This is a genomic window from Halomonas cupida (assembly GCF_900142755.1).
Taxonomy (GTDB): domain Bacteria; phylum Pseudomonadota; class Gammaproteobacteria; order Pseudomonadales; family Halomonadaceae; genus Halomonas; species Halomonas cupida.
The window spans coordinates 1-21,194 of sequence record NZ_FRCA01000012.1; the positions used below are offsets into that span (position 1 = coordinate 1).

Consider the following 21,194-nt stretch of genomic DNA (forward strand, 5'->3'; position numbering starts at 1 on the left):
TGGCCGCACGGAAGAGCCTGACGTATGACCAGGGACGTGAGATGGCGAAGCACACCAGAATCACCCAGAACACCGGCGTTGCCATCTACTTCTGCGACCCGCACAGCCCGTGGCAGAGAGGCGCCAACGAAAATATCAATGGACTGATACGGCAGTACTTGCCCAAGGGAACGGACCTATCGGTCTACAGCCAGAAAGAACTGGATGAAATAGCGCTTGAGCTCAACATGCGCCCGCGAAAGCGCTTCGACTTCAAGTGTCCCATTGAGATGATGAGCGAACTGATGGCGAAGTATCATGAAGCCCCGTCATTGACTCATTAATAGTGTTGCACTCAGAACCTGCATCCGCCCATAAACGATGAGCTCTCTGAGATAACCGGGACGGTTCGGCCTGCTGATGGCGTTCATGGTTCTCGGTGCTGTCTGAAGCACGTTCGAAGAATGGGTCGCGAATGTCGTGCAGCATGTTGAATTGCTGCTGGCAACGGCGACAGGCCTTGCACATCATTACGTGGATACGAAGCAGTGTGGCCCCCCAGAGACTCAGAGGACCATCAAGCTGTTTCGACATGAGCCTGGTGGCGGCTCGACACATCATCATGCGTCGTTCTCCACCCATCCCTTTTCGAGACAGGAGCGTAGTTTCAGGCGTGCACGATGGAGAATGACCCAGGCATTGTTCTCTTTGATGCCGACTTCCTCACAGATCTGTTCCGTGGTCAGTCCCATCAATTCGCGCAGTGAGAAGACTCTGGCCACGTTATCCGGCAGGGCCAGCATACAGGCACCGAATACCTGCCAGAAGGTCTCGTTTTCCAGTGCCTTGTCCGGCTCCCCCCAGGATTGAGGGGCTGCGCTGGGTGCCCAGCTGCCGCTGCGTTTGAACATCTGATCAAGTATCTCTTCGCCAGCGTCCTCATCGAAGGGCTCCCATTTGCCCTGACGTTTCTGCTGACGCATCTGATCAAGCAATTTGTACTTGAGAATACCGAATACCCAGGTTTCATAACCGGAGCGACCGGAAAAACTGTCATTTTTCTCGATTGCTGCAATCAGGGCCTCCTGTACCGCATCCTCGGCTGCCGTGTGATCCCGCAGATGGAGGCGGGCGAAAGACAGCATGCGGGGCCTGACCCTGACCAGTCTTGCATAATGATCTTCAAGCGTTGTATTGCTCACGTTGGAATCTCCAGTCCTTTGCGTCCTGAACTGAACCGTACCGGCTTTCGGAGACTCGTTGATTTGAGTCAGACCGCCTTCTTGGCCTGACCCTGTTGCTCGTAATACAGGGCCTCTCGCTCAACCGGTGGCATGTTGCCGATCGGCTCCAGTAGCTGCCGGTGATTGAACCAGTCGACTCACTCCAGGGTGACAAACTCAACGGCTGCCAGGTTTCGCCATGACCAGCGTAGGCGGATCACTTCGGGCTTGAACAACCCGGTGACCGTCTCGGCCAGCGCGTTGTCGTACGAATCGCCCACGCTCCCAACCGACGGCTCGATGCCGGCATCCGCCAAGCGCTCCGTATAGCGGATAGAGACATATTGCACGCCCCTATCTCTATGGTGGATCAAGTCACTGCCAGATCGCTGGGGGCGCTCATGAAGCGCCTGCTCCAGCGCATCCAGCGACATGTCGGTGCGCGGTGTGAGGGAAACTCGCCAGCCGATGATCCGTCGGGCAAAGGCGTCAATGACATAGTCGACATAGATGAAGCCCTGCCAAGTCGCGACATAGGTGAAATCCGACACCCACAGCGCGTTTGGCTGCGTCGGAACCCGTGTGACGCTCGCCTTGGTAGTTTATTCCCATGTCCATGAAAATAATGATCACTGGAAATGTTTCATTCCGGGGGGAATAAGCGAGGCCGACACACGTCTGACCATGACATGCAACACACTATGCTACTGTTGCTGAAGCCCAATGAGAGCAGCCCATGTCTACGCCCAACTACGCCCAACTACGCCAAACTACGCCCAACTACGCCCAACTACGCGAAATACTGCCCTGTTTACGGCGCTTCGGATAATAGACATAGAACCGTCCTACTGCGCTCCCCCAAACTTTCGCAATATATCTTTATGTACACAGGCTCAATCTGAGACCAGTTTTTTGGATAAATTTCGGCTATAATCACCCACTCAGATCTTTTATATGAACAACTTCTCCCAGTGTAATATCAACAACGATTCTGCAAGCCATCAGCTGAATATTTTGATCTCCATCCGGATCCTCCCAGAAGGCAACTACTGTGGGAGGATCATACGGATGACTTGGCTTTATACCTTCCAGCAAAGGCCGACTGATTTCCATGGGGACATGGATGTAGCCGCTGTCTTCAAGCGTTTTAACTCCTTGAAGAGGGTACTCATAATCAACATACCTCCTTCCATCAAAATATTCCACACATTCGATCTTATAAAGTGGAATTGGCTTTGTGCAGACATACCAGCTCCTTTTACCCGAACTTTTATTTTTATTCATTAGGGAACGACGTTCTTCTGAATCGAGGCGCTTCAAGTCATAAACTGAACTTAATCCAACTTTTTTTCCCAATACTGGTCACCACCGCACATTCGGGTCAAGTCCCTAAACCGTAAAAGCCCATCAATTCCATCCTGAGGATTCAATGTGATTTTTATCTCTTTTTTATTATTCTATTCCAAGCTTTCTTGTTCTTTTCCTATTAACTTTTCCTGATACATTCCCTGCCTTTCGGTCAGCAGTTTTGAGCCGTCAGGCACACCAATAAAAGATGGGGTATCTGACTTGGCAAGCCAAATGATTTCTCTTTATATCCATCAGGGTGCCTGATGAAATCCAGGCTGTAATCCAATATCAAAAATTTACTCTGCCATTGTCACTGAGATGAAGTGATAAAGCTTCAAGGCTTCAGCTCCATTGAGGTCACTTGAAATCACCATGATACTGTAAGATAAGTTGCTCGTCGCGGCTACTGAACCGCCCATATAAGGCGTTAACGTAGACAGACCTGAGCCCTGTGAAACACAGAACTCAGGCCGTTGGAACTATCGCAGGTTCAAGCGGCAAATTGCCTCGCCAACTCCATCTCGACCGACTCGCCACCACTATTTTGTGTATCCAGGTCCGACTCAGGTATGTCCCAAGAGGAGCTCTGCACCAAAGGTCAACTCCGGTAGGAGGCAAGGTCGTACGTCAAAAGAAACCAGACCTTCGTGATTGCTGAAACGGATTCACCATTTATGCCCCTATCAACCGTCCTGGAACAGATGCAGTTAGCGTTTGCAGAATCACCGTTGTTCGAAAGGACAGCCCTTAGGGAGCATTGCCGAGGCCAAAGCACCTTGCAGGCGCAACATGCTGATCCTTCACCGCCGAGATCTGGCTGCTCTCATGACTCGAGGCTTCGCTGATGAAGCTCCTTCCCAAGATCCGCGACGACAGACCTGAGCCAGCGATGCGCGGCATCCTGACGATACCGCACGTGCCATGCCATCTCGACGGGGAACGTGCCGAGATCGACGGGCGCCGGGAGGACCTTGAGTCGCGAATCACGCGCGAACCCGTGGCAGATCAGGCGGGGCAGCGTGGCACAATAGTCCGTAACGGCGATCATCTCGGGTACGGCCAGAAAGTGGGTTACTGAGACGGCCACCTTGCGCCGAAGGCCCTGCCTGTCCAGCGCCTGGTACAGACCGGCACGCAACCGGCCCGACGGAAGAACGTTGACATGCCTAAGGCGTTCGTATTGTGCACGATCAATGCTGTCCTGGACATCCGGGTGGTCGACACGCACCACACAGGCCAGACCTTCATCCATTAGATGCTGTACGACAAGGTTGTCCGGGGGATCGACCATACGACCGAGTGCTAGAGAGGTCGTGCCGGACATGATACCCGACTCGGTCAGATCGCTGCCGAACGGTGTCATCCGCAGGCGGATCCCCGGCGCTTCCTCTCGAAGCCGAGCGACGAGAAGCGGCATAAGAACGATCTCCACGTAGCTGTTGGGCGCAATCGTGAACAGGCGGTCCGCCTTCTCGGGGTGGAACTCCTGCTGGGTGAGGACGAGGTCATCGAACTGCCGCAGTGCCGTGGCGATGGTCGGGGCAATGCTCTCCGCGAATTCCGTCGGCGCGATACCGTATCTCTGCCGAATGAAGAGTGGATCGCGAAACGTCTCGCGAAGACGGTTCAGCGCGTTCGACAACGCCGGCTGGGTGATTCCCAATCGGTCGGCCGCGCGTGTCACGCTCCGCTCTTCCATCAGCGCCATGAAGGCTGGAAACAAGTTCAGGTCGTATTTCATAAAATATAAACGATATGAATATCTAAAGTTTGAGAAGTAAATTAGCTAAACATCTATGGTCCTGCCACATTCCACTCATCGGCAGGGCTACAGAGACCCTGACGTGTTTCGCAAATCGTCCCGCCACCGGCATGAGACCGTGCCGGATAGCCAAAAGGATCAAACTCATGAAGGTTCTCATCGTTCTCACCTCTCACGACACACTCGGTGATACCGGCAAGAAGACAGGTTTCTGGCTCGAGGAACTTGCCGCACCCTACTACGTTTTCAAGGATGCCGACGCCGAGATCACCCTCGCCTCGCCTGCTGGCGGCCAGCCCCCGCTCGATCCCAAGAGCGAGGATCCCGGCTTCCAGACCGACACGACGCGGCGCTTCGTCGCCGACGAAGCAGCAAACGCGCTGCTCGCCGACACTGTGAGGCTCGACAGCGTCGACCAGAAGGACTTTGACACGGTCTTCTATTCCGGCGGTCACGGCCCGATGTGGGATCTGGCCGAGGACCCCTACTCGATCGCGCTGATCGAAGCCTTCTGGGCGGCTGGCAAGACGATGGCTCTCGTCTGTCACGCGCCAGGGGCCCTACGTCGCGTCACGAACCCCGACGGCACCCCATTCGTTCAGGGCCGACACGTCACTGGCTTCACGAATGGCGAGGAAGAAGGCGTCGGGCTCACCGAGGTCGTGCCGTTCCTCGTCGAAGACGAACTGATCGGCCAGGGCGCCATCTTTTCGAAGGTCAAGGACTGGGGCGTTCACACGGTCACCGACGGACGTCTCATCACAGGTCAGAACCCGGCGTCCTCGACCGAGACCGCACGTACCCTTCTCGCCGCCCTGGCCAGGGCCGGGACTGCCTGAACAAGATAGCCGGCGTCCGTCCCGGACGGAACCGTCCAACCAAAAGCGACACAGCATGACAGGCGACTTTCACACCGGTTTCCCGAGCCGCTGGGCCCTGTTGATTGCGGGCAGTGCCCTGGCGTCAGGACTTGCATTTTGACCAGGACGGTCGCGACGACCACCGACTTCTCGACCCCGAAAAGGAAGCAGACCAATGAGCAGCGGATTCATCACTACCACAGACGGCACCAGCATCTTCTACAAGGATTGGGGCCCGAAGACTGCCCAACCCATCGTCTTTCACCACGGATGGCCGCTGAGCGCGGACGACTGGGACAATCAGATGCTTTTCTTCCTGTCGAAGGGCTACCGCGTCCTCGCCCATGACCGGCGCGGCCATGGACGGTCGGACCAGACCGATACCGGCAACGAGATGGACACCTACGCATCAGACGTAGCGGAACTGGTCCGCGCGCTCGACCTGCGTGACGCGATTCATGTTGGCCATTCCACCGGCGGCGGTGAGGTCACCCGCTATGTCGCCCGTGCCGAGCCCGGCCGCGTGGCGAAGGCCGTGCTGATTGGGGCGGTGACGCCAATCATGCTGCTCGGCGAGAACAATCCCGACGGGCTCCCGATGGAAGTCTTCGACGGCTTCCGCACCGCACTGGCGGCGAACCGGGCCCAGTTCTATATCGACGTGCCTTCGGGCCCGTTCTACGGCTTCAACAGGTCAGGTGCCGAAGTCAGCCAGGGTCTAATCGACAACTGGTGGCGGCAGGGTATGGCCGGTGGGGCCAAGGCACAGTTCGACTGCATCGCGGCCTTTTCCGAGACCGATTTCACCAAGGATCTCAAGTCCATCGAGGTGCCGGTCCTCGTGATGCATGGCGAGGACGATCAGGTCGTACCGATCGAGTTTACTGCGCTGAAGGCGGTCGAACTTCTGCGGGACAGTGAGCTCAGGACCTATCCGGGTCTACCGCATGGTATGGCCTCGACCCATTCCGAGATCATCAACGCCGATCTTCTGGCATTCATCGGTGACTGAGCACTCCGGCGATGGGGTCGAGCGCTCCATCGCCAGACACATTCCGACCGTGATTGTGGATCGAGGGCGATCGTCGGACTGCTACGCGATCCGGCCGGCGGCTTCGCCCCGCCGCTCCTGTTTCCGAATCAGTCGCGTGCGTCCCAGTCGGGCCTCACGGAAGTCAACCTGAACGACCCCAGGGAGAATGAAGATGAAAGTCTTTGTCATCGGAATCGCCGGCGGCATCGGCCGCCGGCTCGCCAAGGCGCTGATAGCGCGGGGCGATGAGGCCATCGGCCCCGTGAGGCGCCCGGAACAGATCGACCAGTTGGCCGACCACGGCGTACCATCGATCCAGGGCGACATCCTCACCATGTCGGTGGCGGAGCTTGCACAGGCGATGCATGGTAGCGACGCTGTCGTGTTCACCGCCGGCGCAGGTGGAAAGGGTGGTCCAGCAGCAACGAGCGCCATCGACGGCGATGGTCCCCGCAAACTAGCCAACGCCGCGGCGCTTGCTGGCGTCCGGCGCTACCTGCTGGTTTCGGTTTTCCCGGAAGCCTGGCGCGAGCGGCACATGAACGACAATTTCGAGCACTACATGCTCCAGAAGAAGAAGGCCGAAACTGAGCTCGTGCGATCCGGTCTCGACTGGGTGATCCTCCGACCTTCGGCCCTGACGGATGATCCCGGTACGGGAATGGTCGATCTGGGCCTGGCGCAGACCCACCGAGAGATCGCCCGGGACGACGTGGCAGCGACCATTGTCGATCTGCTGCATGCACCTGAGGTCAGCCGTACTATCCTGGAAGTGACCGGCGGCAGCACGGTCATTGCGACGGCCATAGGCGCGGTCACAGATCCCTCCCACGAAAGCCGTTGAGCCGGAGGAGGTCGAGCCCTAACAGACAGGCTCGGACGTGCGATCGCGCATGCGAATGCCACCATGCTCGAGGAGCAGCTGCACGATCGTAGGTCGCCAGTGATTCGGGAGCGGATATGCCATCAGGTCACGCAATCTTGACCAGGGCATCGCGCTCTTGTTCTGCAGGGAATCTCTTTCGTTGAAGATGGCATAGCACTGCCGATTGGCCCGGTCGGGCTCCTGGTAGCACTGATCGAACAGCCAGAGGTTCAGCAGACTGCCGAATCGCGTTTGTCGATAGGTCCGCGTGGTGCGCTTACCTGGTCGGTCGCGGTTCAAGTGCAACCGGACTGGCCGCTCTCCCATCAAGGTCAAACTGTCCAGGCCGCCTTCGCCAATCGGCAACGTCAGCTTGGCCATCAGCTCATGGATCGCGGTATCCCGTCCCCAGAGGGATAGGAACACTGCGCTGTCGCTATCAGCGACATAGCTGTCCAGAAAAAGCCCCGGGCCGTCTCCAGGCGCCGGAGCCGGGGTTGAGTCGTCATGCTCGCCTCCGTGGTAAGAAAAAGGAGCGAGCTCTCCCCGAGGTCAGGCGTCGCCCCTCAGAGAAGTGAGTATGATCAGACCCGCTTTAACTGCCGAGCTGGCGGGCCATGGAAACGTGCGTTCTCACCAGCACGTATCGGCGTGTAGCCCTCTTCGAAGATCCGGGTCAGGTAGTCGTCGCGAAGGGATACAGCCTATCGCGCCGGCGTCAGCCCGGGGGCCTTTGAGCAGGCCTCATTGTGAGGCTTGACGGTGTCCAGCCTTCTGAGGGCATTCCACCTAATGAATTAAATGTGGCAAAATCCGCTCCCGGAAAACCGGGATCGTCAGGTTTCGCGCAAGGATCAGGACAGGCCGCCCTGATCTTCCATATCGGTGTTCAGGTTGTCGCCGTCTCCCCCGTAATCTGCGTGATTGTCCTCATCCAAACCAAAGGTGGAGGAGAACTGGCCGCGTTCCTCGGCCTTCTCGCCGGCTTCACCATTCCAATAGTTCAGGAAGTAATCTACTTCCTCGTCGCGGTAATCGAAGATACTGAGGCCGTCTGGCGCATCACGCTGGCCATAGTTGGCCATGTAGCTGTCGAGGAAGCGGAACTTGTCCAGCCCGTCTTCGGTCAAGAGGCCCTGATCGTCCAGTTGCGTCATGAATTCCTGCAGGTCCTCGCGGTAACCTTTGATTTGGTCGGTCTTCTTGATGTCGTTGATGATGTCCGGGATGACCGTAGCGATCGCCAGCACTGCCGAAACAAGGAAGCTCGGTGCCGCGGCCGCCTTGACGAATTGGAGGCTTTTCAGCAAGCCCAGGGAAGAAGCAACACCTCCCGTCAAGCCGAAACCTCCCGCCGCGACCTGCAGCGCGCCCTTGGCGGTGGTGGTATCATCGCCCTTGGCGAGCCCCTTCTTGATCGTCAGCGCACCGATGGCGATGTCAGCGGCACCTGCAAAAGTGTCTGCACCGGCGCTTGCCACCAGCAGGAACGCGGATGAGCCCTTGTGCAGCCAACTGGCCGGATTGCCGTCCGGCCCCTTGAGCCCCGGCCGGGCCTGGAATCCGTCTTCCACTGACTTGATAAGTTTCTCACCTTCCTTGTTGTCCAATTTGAACTGACTCAGCCGTTCAGTGTATTTGTCACTTTTGCTTGAGTTGTTCAGTGCTTCCTCGAAGGCCGCATGAAAATCAGCGTATTGGTTATGCGGCCCGGCAGGCGTGGTAACCGACGGGCCGCGCAGCAAATCGCCCAACGTCTTGTCCAGCCCCAGCAGCGACTGCGACGGCTTTTTCTTCATCTCGTCGATTTCGGCCTGGGTTCTCAGTTCGCGCGATTCGTCCTCGCGCGGGTCAGGACCGTTACCGTCATGCGGGACATCGCTGGCGACATACCGCTTGTCGATGTCCTCATTGAACTTGATCACGTCCTTGTTGTGTTCGCCGATGATGTGGTTCCCCAGATCAGCGAAATGCTTGCCCGCACCGATGAAGCTGACGAAATCCTTGGCGATGGCCAGTCGCTCCTCGGTCGTGTCGGCCAGCGTGCCGCCCTTGCCCGCTAGCTGATAGATCCCCGAGGCCAGCGAGACCACGCCACCCAGCGAGCCGATAACGCCCGCCTTGGTCATCTCCTCAAAGAAGGCGCGCGCACCACCTTTTTGCAAGCCCTCGTATTTACCGCTGCCGATGATCTTCTCGACATCCTTGGTAGTGATTTCGCCGCTATGCGAGAATTTTGCCCCGATCTCGGCCATTGCCTGCGCAAATTCCTTGCTGGTCTTCTTGTCGCCGATCATCCCTTCCAGGAATTTCTGCGCCTCGGCTGCGCGGCGACCCAGGTCAAGCCCAGCCTTTTTGAGCAGCGTCAAAATCATCTTGCCCGCGTCAGCACCGGCAAGGTTCAGGTTTTCCTCGCTGATCTTGCTGGGATCAGCCATCAGAGCGTCCAGCTCCATCGTCAAGCTGTCGATCTGCATGTTCTGAGCGAACTTGGCCGCGGCTTCGGGATCGGCTGCCAGAAGTGAGGTATAGGTCGAAGAGATGTCGTCTTCGGCCACCTGCTTCATCTCCGGGTCCTTGCTGAGATCCTGTATGTATTTCGCGTATTCCGGGCTTTCCGCCATCTTCTTCAGACCTTCGACAACCTTGTCGCCGCCTTCGACCTTACCGAGCGCGGTCTCGCGGGCTTCGGTGATGTCCTTGCTCACCGCTTCGGATTCCATCAACTCGGAGATCTGCTTATCGATCTTTTCTCCATCGATGATGTCTTCCATGTCGTGGCCGGTGACGGCACGGGTGGTGACTCCCTCGCTGATGTTCAGCGTATACATCTGCGCACCGTTGTCGAGGAATGCGCCGGCCTTCATCGCATTGTAAAGCTTCGCACGGTCGTCATCGGCCTTGATCGAGCCGTTCTCGATGCCGGTCTTCCAGTCGGACATAACCTGCTGCCAAGCAGATTCGGTCACCGTTAGGTTATTGCCGTCGGCGTCCTTGTCCGAGGTCAGCAGCTGCGTCACATCCTGCTTGTCCATCGGCGGCAGGCCGGCATCCTCACGCGCCTTGTTGACGGCGTCGATACGTTCCTTTTCGACCGCCGCCTCATGCTTGGGGGTAATTTCGTCGGGCATCTCGCCCTTTAAGGCGTCGAAGCCGTACTTGCCGAAATCCTGCAACCGGGCCGCCTCGGTGTTGGTCTTGGCCCGACCTTCGGGATCAAAGCCGTTGATCTTGCCATCGCTTTCCCCGCCGGTCGAATTGCCGGTGGCGTCATAAGTTTCGATATGTTTCAGAACCTGCTCTGCACGGAAAGCAGCGTCGGCGTCATTTTCGAAATCGCCAACTTGTTCCTTCAGCATGTCTTTTACATCGGACTGGTTGCCCAGGTTCTTCAGTAGCGGGTTGTTCTCGACAATATCCCTGGCGCTGCGCTTGTCCGTTTCGGGGCGCTCCCAATGGATGCCCAGAGCTTCGGCCTTGGCACGCGCATCCTTGTCGTCGGCGGCGTTGTCGCTGTCACGGATCTTGCCTTTCAGGTTTTCGAAACCGTATTTGCCGAAGTCTTGCAGACGCCCGGCCTCAGTGCCGTGATAGGCCTCTCCGTCCTTCGAGAATCCGTTGATCTCGCCGTTCCCGATATCCTTGCTGGCAATGCGATTACCGTCCTCATCATATTGCTCGATGTGCTCCAGCACCTGCACAGCACGGTGGGCAGCATTCGGATCATTTTCGAAATCGCCAACCCGTTCTTTCAGCATCTCCTTGACGTGGCTTTGATTGCCAAGGTTCTTCAGCAATGGGTTCTTGTCGATGATGTCCCTGGCGGTACTGTCGTCGCCTTCGGGCAGTTCCCATTCGATCCCCAGGGCCTCGGCTCGTTCGCGGGCCTTGGGGTCTTCAGACGCACTTTTGATATGCTGCAATTCACCCTTGAGGTTGTCGAAACCGTATTTGCCAAAATCCTGCAGTCGCCCGGCCTCAGTGCCGTGATAAGCCTCTCCGCTATTCGAGAACCCGTTGATCTCGCCATTGCCAATATCGTCACCTATCAGACGCTTTCCGTCACCATCGTAGCGCTCGACATGTTCCAGCACCTGCACGGCGCGGTAGGTCGCGTCGGCATCCTCGCCGATCTTGCCACCTACACGCTTTTCCAGCGACTCGCGCACGCCAGCCTGATTACCAAGGTTTTTCAGCAGCGAGCTATCGTTCAGAATTTCCTTCGCCGTACGCTTGTCGTCTTCTGGACGCTCCCAACGGATGCCGGCGTCCTTTGCCTGTTCCTTGGCCTCGTTCCAGGCTTTAGTGTTGTCGGGATCGACCGATTTAGGATCCACGGGGGCAGAGGCGGCGACTTTCGACATGGGAATATTCCTGGACAATGAATAGTCAGCAAGGCTTCCAGCAAAAAACTACGCTGACCCGATGACAAAGCCGTGACGGCAAGTCTTTGGCAACGCCCGCTTCTTCGCCAACACCTTGCCAGAAGACTCGAACCCGCAGCCGATCCGGGCACGATTGTAGAGATCGATCACATCGGCATTGGTCATGCGAAAGCAGCCGGAGGAAACCGCATCGCCTACGGCCTCAGGCTCGTTCGAACCATGGATCCGATAGAGAGTCTGGCCCAGATACAGTACCCGGGGACCCATTGGATGTTCCGGTCCCCAGGAACGAAGGCGGGCAGATCAGATCGACGGGCACGCATCTGCGCGGGCGGTCGCCAATCGGGCCACTCCCGTTTGGCACTGATGATTTCGGTGCCAAACCAGCCAAAGCCCTCGGCACCAACACCGATCTCATAGCTTTGCGCAACGCCACCCGGCTCGATCAGGTAAAGTCGGCGCACTTTGGTGTCGATCGGGATTGTGCCGGGCAGACTAACGGTTGTTTGTCGCCCTGCGGCTCACCACGGCGGCGCACTGGTCTTTGGTGGTGGAGAAGCCTGCCGCCAAAGTGCGCGGATGCACGCAGACCTGCATGGCATGGTGTTGACTACCGGATGCCCCCGGATCCCCCCCTATCCGGACGCTCTGGAGGATTGCTGGCAGTCTACGGGCACGCGATCGAAGCGTACGGTGCCGATCATGTCATCCTCTGCGGGCGCTCGGCCGGCGGCAATCTCGCGATGGCCATGAGCGGGCGCGGGACGAAGGGCTGCCTCACGGGCTGATCGAGAACAACCTGGAGACCGACAAGCTGATGTTACTGCTGGATTCCGTCGGCGGTCCTCGCCTTGAGGCCGCCTGTTGTCGTCACGGCGGCCAGGCCTCCTCTGCGATCTGCTCTCTCGTTCCTGCGTCCATCATCAGTCCGAAGCCTGCAAAAGAGGTCTTTTGCGTTAAACCGCTTGGGCGTGGAGGACCACGGCAAGGCCCAGCGTGGATTGATGACGCATACGAACAGCACCAAGGATGCAACCAATAGAATCACGATACACAGACCTGACATCAGTTCCCTCTCTATTATGGTTTGCTTGCATCCCGCTCCTGCCAGCCAGCGCCCGGCGCTATACGACGTCCATAGCATGATTGGAAGCGGCAAGGAGATCATGCCCCTTCTTCATGAGACATTCGTCTAATAACAAGACGACATGCCCCCATGAGTTTTCATGGTTACCCCACTCCTGAAGCACGGTGATTCACTACTCACCAGCGATAACGACCCAGTTTGAGATGGCTCGCGACTCGCCCCTATTCCACTACCAGCCAATCACCACCAGGAGATACTAATGAGCACCATGCTGATCGGTGAAGGATTCGAAGGACCCGGCGTCAACGCGGCCCATGTCAATTTGATGATGGGTCCGAAGACCGGCCCTGTCGGCCAGGCATTCGTCGGCGCCCTCGCGTCACCGAGTCAAGGTCACGCCCCGTTCATGCTGATCGTCAGACCTGGAACCCCGGTTAAGCCGATGACGGTTTACAGCAACAAGACCCCCATCGAGAGCGAGTTGCACGGCCAGGCTACTTGGGGCGCGTCTCAAGCAGGTATCGCCAAGGCCATCACCGAAGCACTGCTGGAGGGAGTGCTGCCAAGCGAAGCCGAGGACGACTGGGCTATCGTCACCGCCAATTGGGTCAATCCGGCTTGCGACGATCTTGATGCCGTGTTCGAGCACAACTATCAGGCTACCCGCACCGCCCTGCATATGGCGCTCGACCGAGCCCCCACCAGAGATAACTTGAGTGAGGCCCTTAAGCAGCTCGGCAACCCCTTCTACACACCGAGCGCCTAGGCGCCAGACACGAGAGATCCTGGCATGGATTATGTAAGACTCGGCCACAGTGGCCTCAAGGTATCGCGCCTGTGCCTCGGCACCATGAACATGGGCACGCCTCAGTGGAAGCCCTGGATCTTCGACGAAGATCAGAGCCGCCCGCTGGTCAGTCGTGCACTCGATCACGGCATCAACTTCATCGACCTGGCGGACTTCTATTCCACAGGTGTAGGAGAGGAAGTCGTCGGTCGCCTGATCAAGAGCCTAGTGCCACGTGATGAGATCATCCTCACCACCAAGGTCGGCTATCCGATGGGCGACGCACCCAATCAGCAAGGCCATTCGCGCAAGCATGTCATGGCCGCCATTGATGCGTCACTGGCACGCCTTGGCACCGACTTTGTCGACTTGTATATGCTGCACTTTTTCGACAGGGAAACGCCGATGGAGGAGACACTGTCGGCACTCAACGATATCGTTCGCGCCGGCAAGGCGCGCTATATCGGAGTATCGACCATGAGCACCTGGCAGTTCGCTCGCATGCTCTGGCTGTGTGACAAGCACGGCTGGGAGCGTCCGATCAACATGCAGCTACAGCTCAATTGTGCCTATCGCGAGGAAGAACGGGAAATGGTCCCCTTCTGCCAGGATCAGGGCATCGGTGTCACCGTCTTCAGCCCCCTGGCCCGTGGCTTGCTGTCCGGCGATAGCCAGTCAACGCGTAATCGCACCGACAATTTTACCGGTGAAATGTACGGCGACGACATCTCTATCCAGATCGCCGAGTCGGTGGGGCGCGTCGCCCGAGCACGAGGGATCACAGCCGCTCAGGTTGCCCAGGCCTGGGTGCTGGAACGCCCGGGAGTCGCCTCGATGCTGGTCGGCGTGGACAGTGCACAACAGCTCGATACGGCCGTCAGTGCACTGAGCCTCGAGCTCGATGACGAGGAACGCCACGAACTGGGTCGCAACTACACCCCCTGCGACGTGATCCGCGACGACACTGCCGGGTGCCGTATCAGTCGTGCACCTCGTCCCGCGGCAGGACGATTCATTACACAGGAGATGGCGCTATGACGGCGATCATATTGAACGATTCCGAGTTGCTGCAGACGGGGCTCTATCTCGATGGCCAATGGCACCAACAAGGAGTTCGCTACAGCGTCTACAATCCCGCCGATGCAAGCGTCGTTGCCGACGTGGTTCGCGCGGGTCGTGACGAGTGCCAGCTTGCCATCGATTCCGCCGAGCAGGCCCTTACGACCTGGAAGACCACCACCGCCACCGAGCGTTCAGGTGTTCTCAAGCGCTGGGCACAGTTGATGCACGAGCACGTCGACGATCTTGCCCGGCTAATGACCCTTGAGCAGGGCAAACCGCTAGCCGAAGCCAAGGGTGAAGTGGCCTACGCAGCGGGCTTTCTCGACTGGTTCGCCGAGGAAGCCAAGCGTGTTTACGGTGATGTGATTCCGACCCACAAGGCTGACGCCCGGATTCTGACGCTCAAGGAACCGATCGGCGTCGTCGCCGCTATCACGCCCTGGAATTTCCCACTGGCCATGATCACTCGCAAGGTCGGGCCGGCATTGGCCGCAGGTTGTACCGTCGTGGTCAAGCCATCCGAGGAAACACCGCTGTCAGCCAATGCTCTGGCGGTGCTGGGTGAGCGCGCTGGTGTTCCTGCCGGTGTCGTCAGCGTCGTCTCAGGCGATGCCGCCGGCATCGGTGCCGCGCTGATGAGTTCGACAGTAGTGCGCAAGCTATCGTTTACCGGCTCCACCGCCACCGGTCAATTGCTGATGCGTCAAGCCGCGGACACGGTCAAGAAGCTGTCTCTGGAGCTCGGCGGCAATGCGCCCTTCATCGTCTTCGACGATGCCGACATCGACGCTGCGGTGGAAGGTGCCATGGCCTCGAAGTTTCGTAATACTGGGCAGACCTGTGTCTGCGTCAACCGCTTCCTGATACAGGACAGTGTATACGAGGCATTTACCCATAAACTCGCCCAGCGCGTCGCCGCACTAACCGTGGCCGACGGCTTTACCTCCGGGGCCGAGCTGGGGCCGTTGATCAACGATCGTGCTCTCGACAAGGTCGAGCTCCACGTCGCCGATGCGCGCGAGAAAGGGGGTCGGGTGCTGTGTGGCGGAGAGCGTCACTCCCTCGGTGGGACCTTCTATCAGCCCACAGTAATCGCCGATGCCCAGGCCGGTATGATGCTGGCCGGCGACGAGACCTTCGGTCCCGTCGCAGCCTGCTTTCGCTTCGAGGATGAAATCCAGGCCATGGCCCTGGCCAATGACACCAACTACGGCTTGGCGGCGTACTTTTATGCTCGGGATATTGGCCGAGTATGGCGAGTCGCTGAAGGGCTGGAAGCAGGCATCGTCGGCATTAATGAAGGCCTGATTTCCACCCCAGTGGCGCCTTTTGGTGGCGTGAAAGCGTCGGGGCTCGGCCGCGAGGGGTCGAAATACGGCATCGACGAATATCTGGAAATCAAGTACCTGCTGATGGGAGGCCTATAACCCCTCCTGCACGCCGACGCGGAAGGATACACGTCGGGAGCCACGTCAGGTGGCGCCCGACGTCCTTCCGCCAACCCCACCGTGATGCCCAAGAACTCCAAGAGCCTCATCACCATGAAAAGAATCCGCCCTCTAACGTTCTGGCCTGCCTGCCTTTGTCTATGCGTGACGATCATCTACACGGTGATCGACAAGAACAACTTCATTTCGGCAACGTCGTCGCTCAACGACGCCATCATCGACCACTTGTCGTGGCTATTCGATCTCAGCGCCCTGTTCCTGGTCGGCGTCGTCATCTATGCGTTCTTTGCGCCCATCGGCCGCGTGCGAATCGGCGGTGAAGATGCAACGCCACTGCTTACCCCGTTCCGCTGGTTCGCTATTTCGCTGACCACGGTGATTGCCATGGGCATCCTGTTCTGGTCGGTGGCCGAGCCGATCGTGCACTATCAGGAGCCACCCGCCTACCTGGGTATCACAGCCCAGACTCCAGAGGCGATGCGCTTCGCCATGTCGACTATCTTCGTTCACTGGACTATCACGCCTTACAGCATCTACACCGTGGCCGCCCTGACCTTCGCGCTGTCCTTTCACAACTTGAAACTCAAGTTCTCCATCGGGTCGATGCTGCGTCCGCTGCTCGGCAAGCGAGTCAACGGCCTCGGAGGGCAGATCATCGATGGCATAGCCCTGTTCGCCGTTGTGCTCGGCATGTCAGCCACCCTGTCATCGGGCATTCTGGTCATTGCCGACGGACTGGCGGCGACCTTCGGTATCGGCAAGTCGCCACTGGTGCTGGCCATCATCGCCATCGTCATCATCGGGTCTGCCATCCTGTCGGCCGCCACCGGCCTGCACCGCGGTATCCAGACACTAGCTCGCATCAATACCTGGCTGTACTTCATCGGTGCCATTTTCATCTTCGTGGTCGGCCCTACTACCTTCATTCTTTCGATCGGCGTCGAATCACTCGGCGTCTATCTGTCCGACTTCTTCTCAAGGTCTCTGGCGACAGGTGCCTCAGGAAATAGCCAGTGGCCCGGTTGGTGGACCGTTGCCTTCTTCGCCAGCTGGTTTGCCTGGGCACCGTTGAGCTGCCTATTTCTTGGTAAGATTGCGCGCGGCTATCGAGTCAGGCAGTTCATCATCGTCAACCTGCTACTGCCATCAGCCTTTAGCTTTCTCTGGTTCAGCATCTTCAGCGGATCATCGCTGTTTTTCGATATGACCCAGAACAACATCATGTACAACGCCTATCAGGAGAGCGGCTTCGCTTCGCTGATCTACATTCTGTTCGATCAGTTACCAGGTAGCACGATCCTCAGTGCACTTTTCATCTTTGCCTGCGTCATCACCTTCATCACCGCCGCGGACTCCAATACCGATGCCATCGGAGGGCTTTGTACCCACGGGGTCACCGCCGACAACACTTCGTCACCGCTTTGGGTCAAGGCCATGTGGGGAGGTGCCGTGGCCTTCGTAGCCTGGGTCAGCGCGAGCTATATCGGCGTCGATGGCATCAAGATGCTCTTCAATCTATCAGGGGTTCCCGGTCTGATGATCGTCGTCTGCGCCGCGGCAGCTTTCCTCAAGATGTGTCGTCAGGTCGAACTCACAAGCCAGGGTGCCTTGCTGACCGAAAGGGCCCTTGATACCTGGGAGTCCCGCCGTTGCGCTCCTTTGATCAAGGCCCCTCCACTGCAACCGTGACCACGGCGATTCACTGGCGCCTCAGCCCTCTCAAGAGGGCTGGAACGTCAGTGATCGCACACCGGCTACTGCGCTCGAGAGCTCTCTTCCTGCAACCACTGGGCGAAGGCTTGTACGCGTCCTACAGCCATCGATCGTTGAGGAATATCGAGCCAGTATCCATAGGGGCCGTTGACCTCAATGTCCGACAGCGGTACCAAGTCGCCTTCGGCCAGTTCTTCCACCGCCATATGAGCGTCGATAAGAGCGAGCCCCACTCCCTTTCGAGCCGCCCGAATTACCTGGGTCAGACTGGAAAACTCGATCCCCTTGCGCCGTCGGTCAACCTCTCGCTCGGCCTTGGCCAACCAGTCTGTCCACATGCCCAGCCGTTGGCCTCCTTCCAGCACGTGCAGCAGAGGCTGCTCATCCAGCAGGTCATCGAGTTCAGCGGCGGCGAGCCAGGGCGGCCCCATCAAAATGTGGCGTTCCACGAACAGTAGCTCCGAATGACCACTGGCTTCGGCCCCGGTACCGAACCGAATCTCACAATCACAGCGTTCATCGGCGGCAGTCAGAAGCGATACATCGACCTGAGGCATCTGGGCCGCCAAGGCACCCAACCGAGGTGACAACCAGTGGGTGGCAAAGGCCGGTGGTGCCACCAGGCGCAGGCAGGCACTTCCGTCATCAGGATCCAGCGTCGTCACGCCGTCTTCCAGCCGATCGAAGGCATCCGTCACCCAAGGCAGTAGTGCCCTGCCGTTGTCGGTCAGGACGAGCCCGTGGGAATGACGCTCGAACAGCGTCACACCGAGCGACTGCTCAAGAGACTTTATCTGGCGGCTAACGGCCCCCTGAGTGACAAACAGCGCCTTGGCCGCCTTGCCGAAGCTAAGCTGGCGAGCAGTCTCCTCGAAGAACCTGAGCGCGGTCAGGGAAGGTAATCGTCGCATCAGTCGGCTCCAGAACATTCGCTATATCCATCACCCAGGATCCCACAACACCACACCCGTTGAGGTCACCGTGGCATCCTCATCTGCGGGATCTTACGCCAGACTAGACTTCGTGTGGGTTGTTCCGTGGTACGGCTAGCTCATCAGTGTGCCGCCACCACACTCAGCAGCCAATCGTAGAGCAGCCTTATCGGAGGTTGGTCGGCCTGACCGGGCCGGGTCACGAACCAATAGGACTGGTGGCCCGGCATCTCAGCCGCCAGTGGTTGCACCAGTTCCCCTCGAGCGAGCTCCCGAGCCACCATGGCACGATCAGCGATGGTCACGCCGAGTCCTTCCAACGCCGCTCGGATCGCCAGCTCCAAAAGATCGAATTCAAGCCCGTCTTCGGTGGAGACATGTTCGATACCAGCGGCATCGAGCCAGTGACGCCAAGTAGGGAAGCGATCTTCCGGCGTGCGCATCACGTGCAACAACGTCTGCTCTGCCAACTCAAGCGGTCTGCCATCCCGTAACAGTCGCGGCGAGCACACCGCGATGTGGCTTTCCTGCATCAGGAAGTGGGTATCAACGTCGTGCCAGTCGCCGGCGCCGAAACGAATCGCCGCGTCCATGGCGCTGTCATTTGTCAGCCCGTCATCAGCACGGGTCGCGAGCGTCAGCGACAGGCTCGGGTAGCGCGTACGTAAATCCTTGAGCCGAGGCACCAACCAGCGGCTAGCGAGGGTAGGTGGAACATTTAGACGCAGACGGGTGACCGAGGTCGGCGCCTGAAGGTCTCGCACGCTCAGCGCAATACGATCGAATGACGCGCTTAGCGCCGGCACCAGGCGACGGCCAGCGGCAGTCAGCCGGAGACGACCGGGATGCCGCTCGAACAGTGACACACCGAGTTGCTCCTCGAGATGGCGCACCTGTCGGCTGACGGCACTCTGAGTGACGTGCAGGCGCTTAGCTGCGGCGGTGAAACTCTGGCACTGGGCAGCCGCCTCGAAGGCTTTGAGGGCATTCAACGGCGGGAGCTGACGACTCAAGAAACACCTCCAGTCATGCGTTTTTGTCTCACGAAAAGCGCCTTAACTTCACAATGTACACCTTTAGTCGGCAACCCCATGTGTTTTTCTCATACCCGAGCGACCAAATCGTCGTTTGTCGAGCCTTCTGCCTCGCCTCAGACTGACGCCATCACTTCCCCGACCGGAGAGTCCACCATGACATTGCCACTGCCCCCCGGCAGCCGTGACCGCGACGGCTGGCACGCGCTGGCCCAGTCCCTGCCACTCCCCCGGCAGGCTTACATCGGCGGTACTTGGTGCAATTCCCAGAGTGGCCAGACCTTTGCCACGCAGAACCCGGCCACCGGCAATGTGCTAACCGAAATTGCAGCTTGCCAAGCTTCTGACGTGGATCGCGCCGTAGCCATTGCTCGCGAAGGTTTCGCCAGCGGTGAATGGCGGGACTTGCCACCCACCGAGCGCAAGACGTGTATGCTGGCGTGGGCATCGGCCATCGACGCTCACACTGACGAAATCGCCCTGCTCGAGACACTAGAGACCGGCAAGCCGATCACCCAAACCACCAGCGTCGACGTCCCCGGCCTGGTCAGTAGCCTGCGTTGGTACGCCGAGGCCCTCGACAAGCTTTACGGCGAGACGGCTCCCAACGGCGCCACGAGCCTGTGCATTGTCGACCGCGAGCCAGTCGGCGTCGTGGCTGCCGTCGTGCCTTGGAACTATCCGTTGATTATCGCTGGCTGGAAAATCGGCCCGGCACTGGGCGCTGGCAATTCCGTCATTCTCAAACCTGCCGAGCAGTCGAGCCTCGCTACTTTACGCGTCGCCTCGCTGGCGCTCGACGCTGGAATCCCCGCAAGCGCCTTCCAGGTCATCACGGGACTCGGCCATGAGGCCGGCCGGGCACTAGGTCTGCACCCCGACGTCGATGCAATCGGCTTCACCGGGTCCACTGAGATCGGTAAGAAATTTCTCGAATACTCGGCACATTCCAACATGAAGCGCATTGGCCTGGAGTGCGGAGGAAAGAGCCCCCACATCGTTACCCGTGACGTTACCGACCTGGACCTGATCGCCCAGTACGTCGCCTACGGTGTCTGGTACAACCAGGGCGAAACCTGCCACGCTGGCACCCGCCTGATCGTCGACCGCGCGATCAAGGACGATCTGCTGCCACGCATCGCTGAATGGGCCCAGAGACTGCAACCAGGCGATCCTCTGGATCCCGACACCACCATGGGTGCCATGATCGAGCCGTCCCACGCCGACAAGGTACTCGACTATATCGAGCGCGGTAAAGCCGAGGGTGCTCGTCTGCTATTCGGTGGTGAGCGGGTACTCAAGGACAGCGGCGGTGACTTTATTTCGCCAGCGATCTTCGATGACGTCGACAATCACATGACCATCGCCCAGGAGGAGATCTTTGGGCCGGTGCTGGTGGTGATTTCGGTGGATGGGGTCGATGAGGCGCTCGCCATCGCCAACGATTCGGACTACGGTCTCGGCGCCGCCATCTGGACCGATCGCATCAACGATGCTCACCGCGCTGCACGCACGTTGCGTGCCGGCACCGTGTGGGTCAACTGCTATGACCACACCTCGATCAATGCCCCCTTCGGTGGCTTCAAGCAGTCCGGTCAGGGGCGCGACAAGTCACTGCATGCGTTCGACAAGTACACCGAACTCAAGACGACCTGGATCAACCTGGGGAACTGA

At 58.6% G+C, this 21,194-nt stretch carries 18 protein-coding genes and 1 pseudogene; 9 read left to right on the forward strand and 10 right to left on the reverse strand.

The features are described 5' to 3' along the window. On the forward strand, positions 1-323 hold a 323-nt coding region (locus BUE38_RS18470), incomplete at its 5' end, for an IS30 family transposase (protein ID WP_143166389.1). Here the strand turns inward: BUE38_RS18470 and BUE38_RS23380 are convergent. The 5 genes and pseudogenes from BUE38_RS23380 to BUE38_RS18490 form a co-directional block, all read right to left on the reverse strand. Beyond that, positions 253-621: a zf-HC2 domain-containing protein gene (locus tag BUE38_RS23380; RefSeq protein WP_327077524.1), complete on the reverse strand. Its 369-nt coding sequence runs from the start codon at positions 619-621 to the stop codon at positions 253-255. The genes BUE38_RS18470 and BUE38_RS23380 overlap by 71 nt on opposite strands. After that, positions 600-1,253 (reverse strand): sigma-70 family RNA polymerase sigma factor, encoded by a 654-nt coding sequence (locus BUE38_RS18480; protein ID WP_307725406.1) that lies wholly within the window; start codon positions 1,251-1,253, stop codon positions 600-602. The genes BUE38_RS23380 and BUE38_RS18480 overlap by 22 nt, the downstream gene beginning before the upstream one ends. Beyond that, a pseudogene (locus tag BUE38_RS18485) lies at positions 1,250-1,768 on the reverse strand (DDE-type integrase/transposase/recombinase); the annotation flags it as partial. The gene BUE38_RS18480 and the pseudogene BUE38_RS18485, both read right to left, overlap by 4 nt. A gap of 367 nt (positions 1,769-2,135) precedes the next feature. Further along, on the reverse strand, positions 2,136-2,558 hold the full coding sequence (locus BUE38_RS22715; protein ID WP_143166390.1) for a hypothetical protein: 423 nt from the start codon (positions 2,556-2,558) through the stop codon (positions 2,136-2,138). Between the two features lie 817 nt (positions 2,559-3,375). After that, the gene (locus tag BUE38_RS18490) at positions 3,376-4,293 is read right to left on the reverse strand and encodes a LysR family transcriptional regulator (protein WP_073436726.1); all 918 of its coding nucleotides are present in this window, start codon (positions 4,291-4,293) and stop codon (positions 3,376-3,378) included. Between the two features lie 167 nt (positions 4,294-4,460). On the opposite strand from BUE38_RS18490, the gene BUE38_RS18495 reads away from it, so the two are divergent. From BUE38_RS18495 to BUE38_RS18505, 3 genes are all read left to right on the forward strand, one after another. After that, positions 4,461-5,153, forward strand: coding sequence for a type 1 glutamine amidotransferase domain-containing protein (locus BUE38_RS18495; RefSeq protein ID WP_073436727.1), 693 nt, complete (start codon positions 4,461-4,463; stop codon positions 5,151-5,153). A gap of 196 nt (positions 5,154-5,349) precedes the next feature. Beyond that, on the forward strand, positions 5,350-6,186 hold the full coding sequence (locus tag BUE38_RS18500) for an alpha/beta fold hydrolase (RefSeq protein WP_073436728.1): 837 nt from the start codon (positions 5,350-5,352) through the stop codon (positions 6,184-6,186). 193 nt (positions 6,187-6,379) lie between these two features. After that, a complete protein-coding gene (locus BUE38_RS18505; RefSeq protein ID WP_073436729.1) occupies positions 6,380-7,051 on the forward strand; it encodes an SDR family oxidoreductase in 672 nt (223 codons plus the stop codon). A gap of 18 nt (positions 7,052-7,069) precedes the next feature. On the opposite strand, the gene BUE38_RS18510 is transcribed toward BUE38_RS18505, so the two are convergent. The 3 genes from BUE38_RS18510 to BUE38_RS23145 all read right to left on the reverse strand — a co-directional run bounded on the left by BUE38_RS18510 (position 7,070) and on the right by BUE38_RS23145 (position 11,724). Next, a complete protein-coding gene (locus BUE38_RS18510; protein WP_143166391.1) occupies positions 7,070-7,498 on the reverse strand; it encodes a hypothetical protein in 429 nt (142 codons plus the stop codon). Between the two features lie 428 nt (positions 7,499-7,926). Continuing rightward, on the reverse strand, positions 7,927-11,436 hold the full coding sequence (locus BUE38_RS18515) for a hypothetical protein (protein WP_073436731.1): 3,510 nt from the start codon (positions 11,434-11,436) through the stop codon (positions 7,927-7,929). A 48-nt stretch (positions 11,437-11,484) separates the two neighbouring features. Next, complete coding sequence (locus tag BUE38_RS23145) at positions 11,485-11,724, reverse strand: L,D-transpeptidase (RefSeq protein ID WP_073436732.1); 240 nt, start codon at positions 11,722-11,724, stop codon at positions 11,485-11,487. Positions 11,725-12,803: 1,079 nt separating this feature from the next. Between BUE38_RS23145 and fae the strand changes: the two genes are divergently transcribed. The 4 genes from fae to BUE38_RS18545 all read left to right on the forward strand — a co-directional run bounded on the left by fae (position 12,804) and on the right by BUE38_RS18545 (position 17,530). Beyond that, on the forward strand, positions 12,804-13,310 hold the full coding sequence (gene fae, locus BUE38_RS18530; RefSeq protein WP_073436734.1) for a formaldehyde-activating enzyme: 507 nt from the start codon (positions 12,804-12,806) through the stop codon (positions 13,308-13,310). Positions 13,311-13,334: 24 nt separating this feature from the next. Continuing rightward, positions 13,335-14,369, forward strand: coding sequence for an aldo/keto reductase (locus BUE38_RS18535; protein WP_073436735.1), 1,035 nt, complete (start codon positions 13,335-13,337; stop codon positions 14,367-14,369). Then, on the forward strand, positions 14,366-15,820 hold the full coding sequence (locus BUE38_RS18540) for an NAD-dependent succinate-semialdehyde dehydrogenase (protein ID WP_073436736.1): 1,455 nt from the start codon (positions 14,366-14,368) through the stop codon (positions 15,818-15,820). The genes BUE38_RS18535 and BUE38_RS18540 overlap by 4 nt, the downstream gene beginning before the upstream one ends. A 114-nt stretch (positions 15,821-15,934) precedes the next feature. Continuing rightward, the gene (locus BUE38_RS18545) at positions 15,935-17,530 is read left to right on the forward strand and encodes a BCCT family transporter (protein WP_073436818.1); all 1,596 of its coding nucleotides are present in this window, start codon (positions 15,935-15,937) and stop codon (positions 17,528-17,530) included. Positions 17,531-17,595: 65 nt separating this feature from the next. Here BUE38_RS18545 and BUE38_RS18550 read toward each other — a convergent pair whose 3' ends face one another. Together BUE38_RS18550 and BUE38_RS18555 are read right to left on the reverse strand one after the other, a co-directional pair. Beyond that, a complete protein-coding gene (locus BUE38_RS18550) occupies positions 17,596-18,465 on the reverse strand; it encodes a LysR substrate-binding domain-containing protein (protein WP_073436819.1) in 870 nt (289 codons plus the stop codon). Between the two features lie 143 nt (positions 18,466-18,608). Then, positions 18,609-19,499, reverse strand: coding sequence for a LysR substrate-binding domain-containing protein (locus BUE38_RS18555; RefSeq protein WP_073436737.1), 891 nt, complete (start codon positions 19,497-19,499; stop codon positions 18,609-18,611). A 177-nt stretch (positions 19,500-19,676) separates the two neighbouring features. Here BUE38_RS18555 and BUE38_RS18560 point away from each other — a divergent pair, with 177 nt between their 5' ends. After that, positions 19,677-21,194 carry an aldehyde dehydrogenase gene (locus BUE38_RS18560; protein WP_073436738.1) on the forward strand — a complete coding sequence of 506 codons (1,518 nt, stop codon included), beginning with the start codon at positions 19,677-19,679 and terminating at the stop codon, positions 21,192-21,194.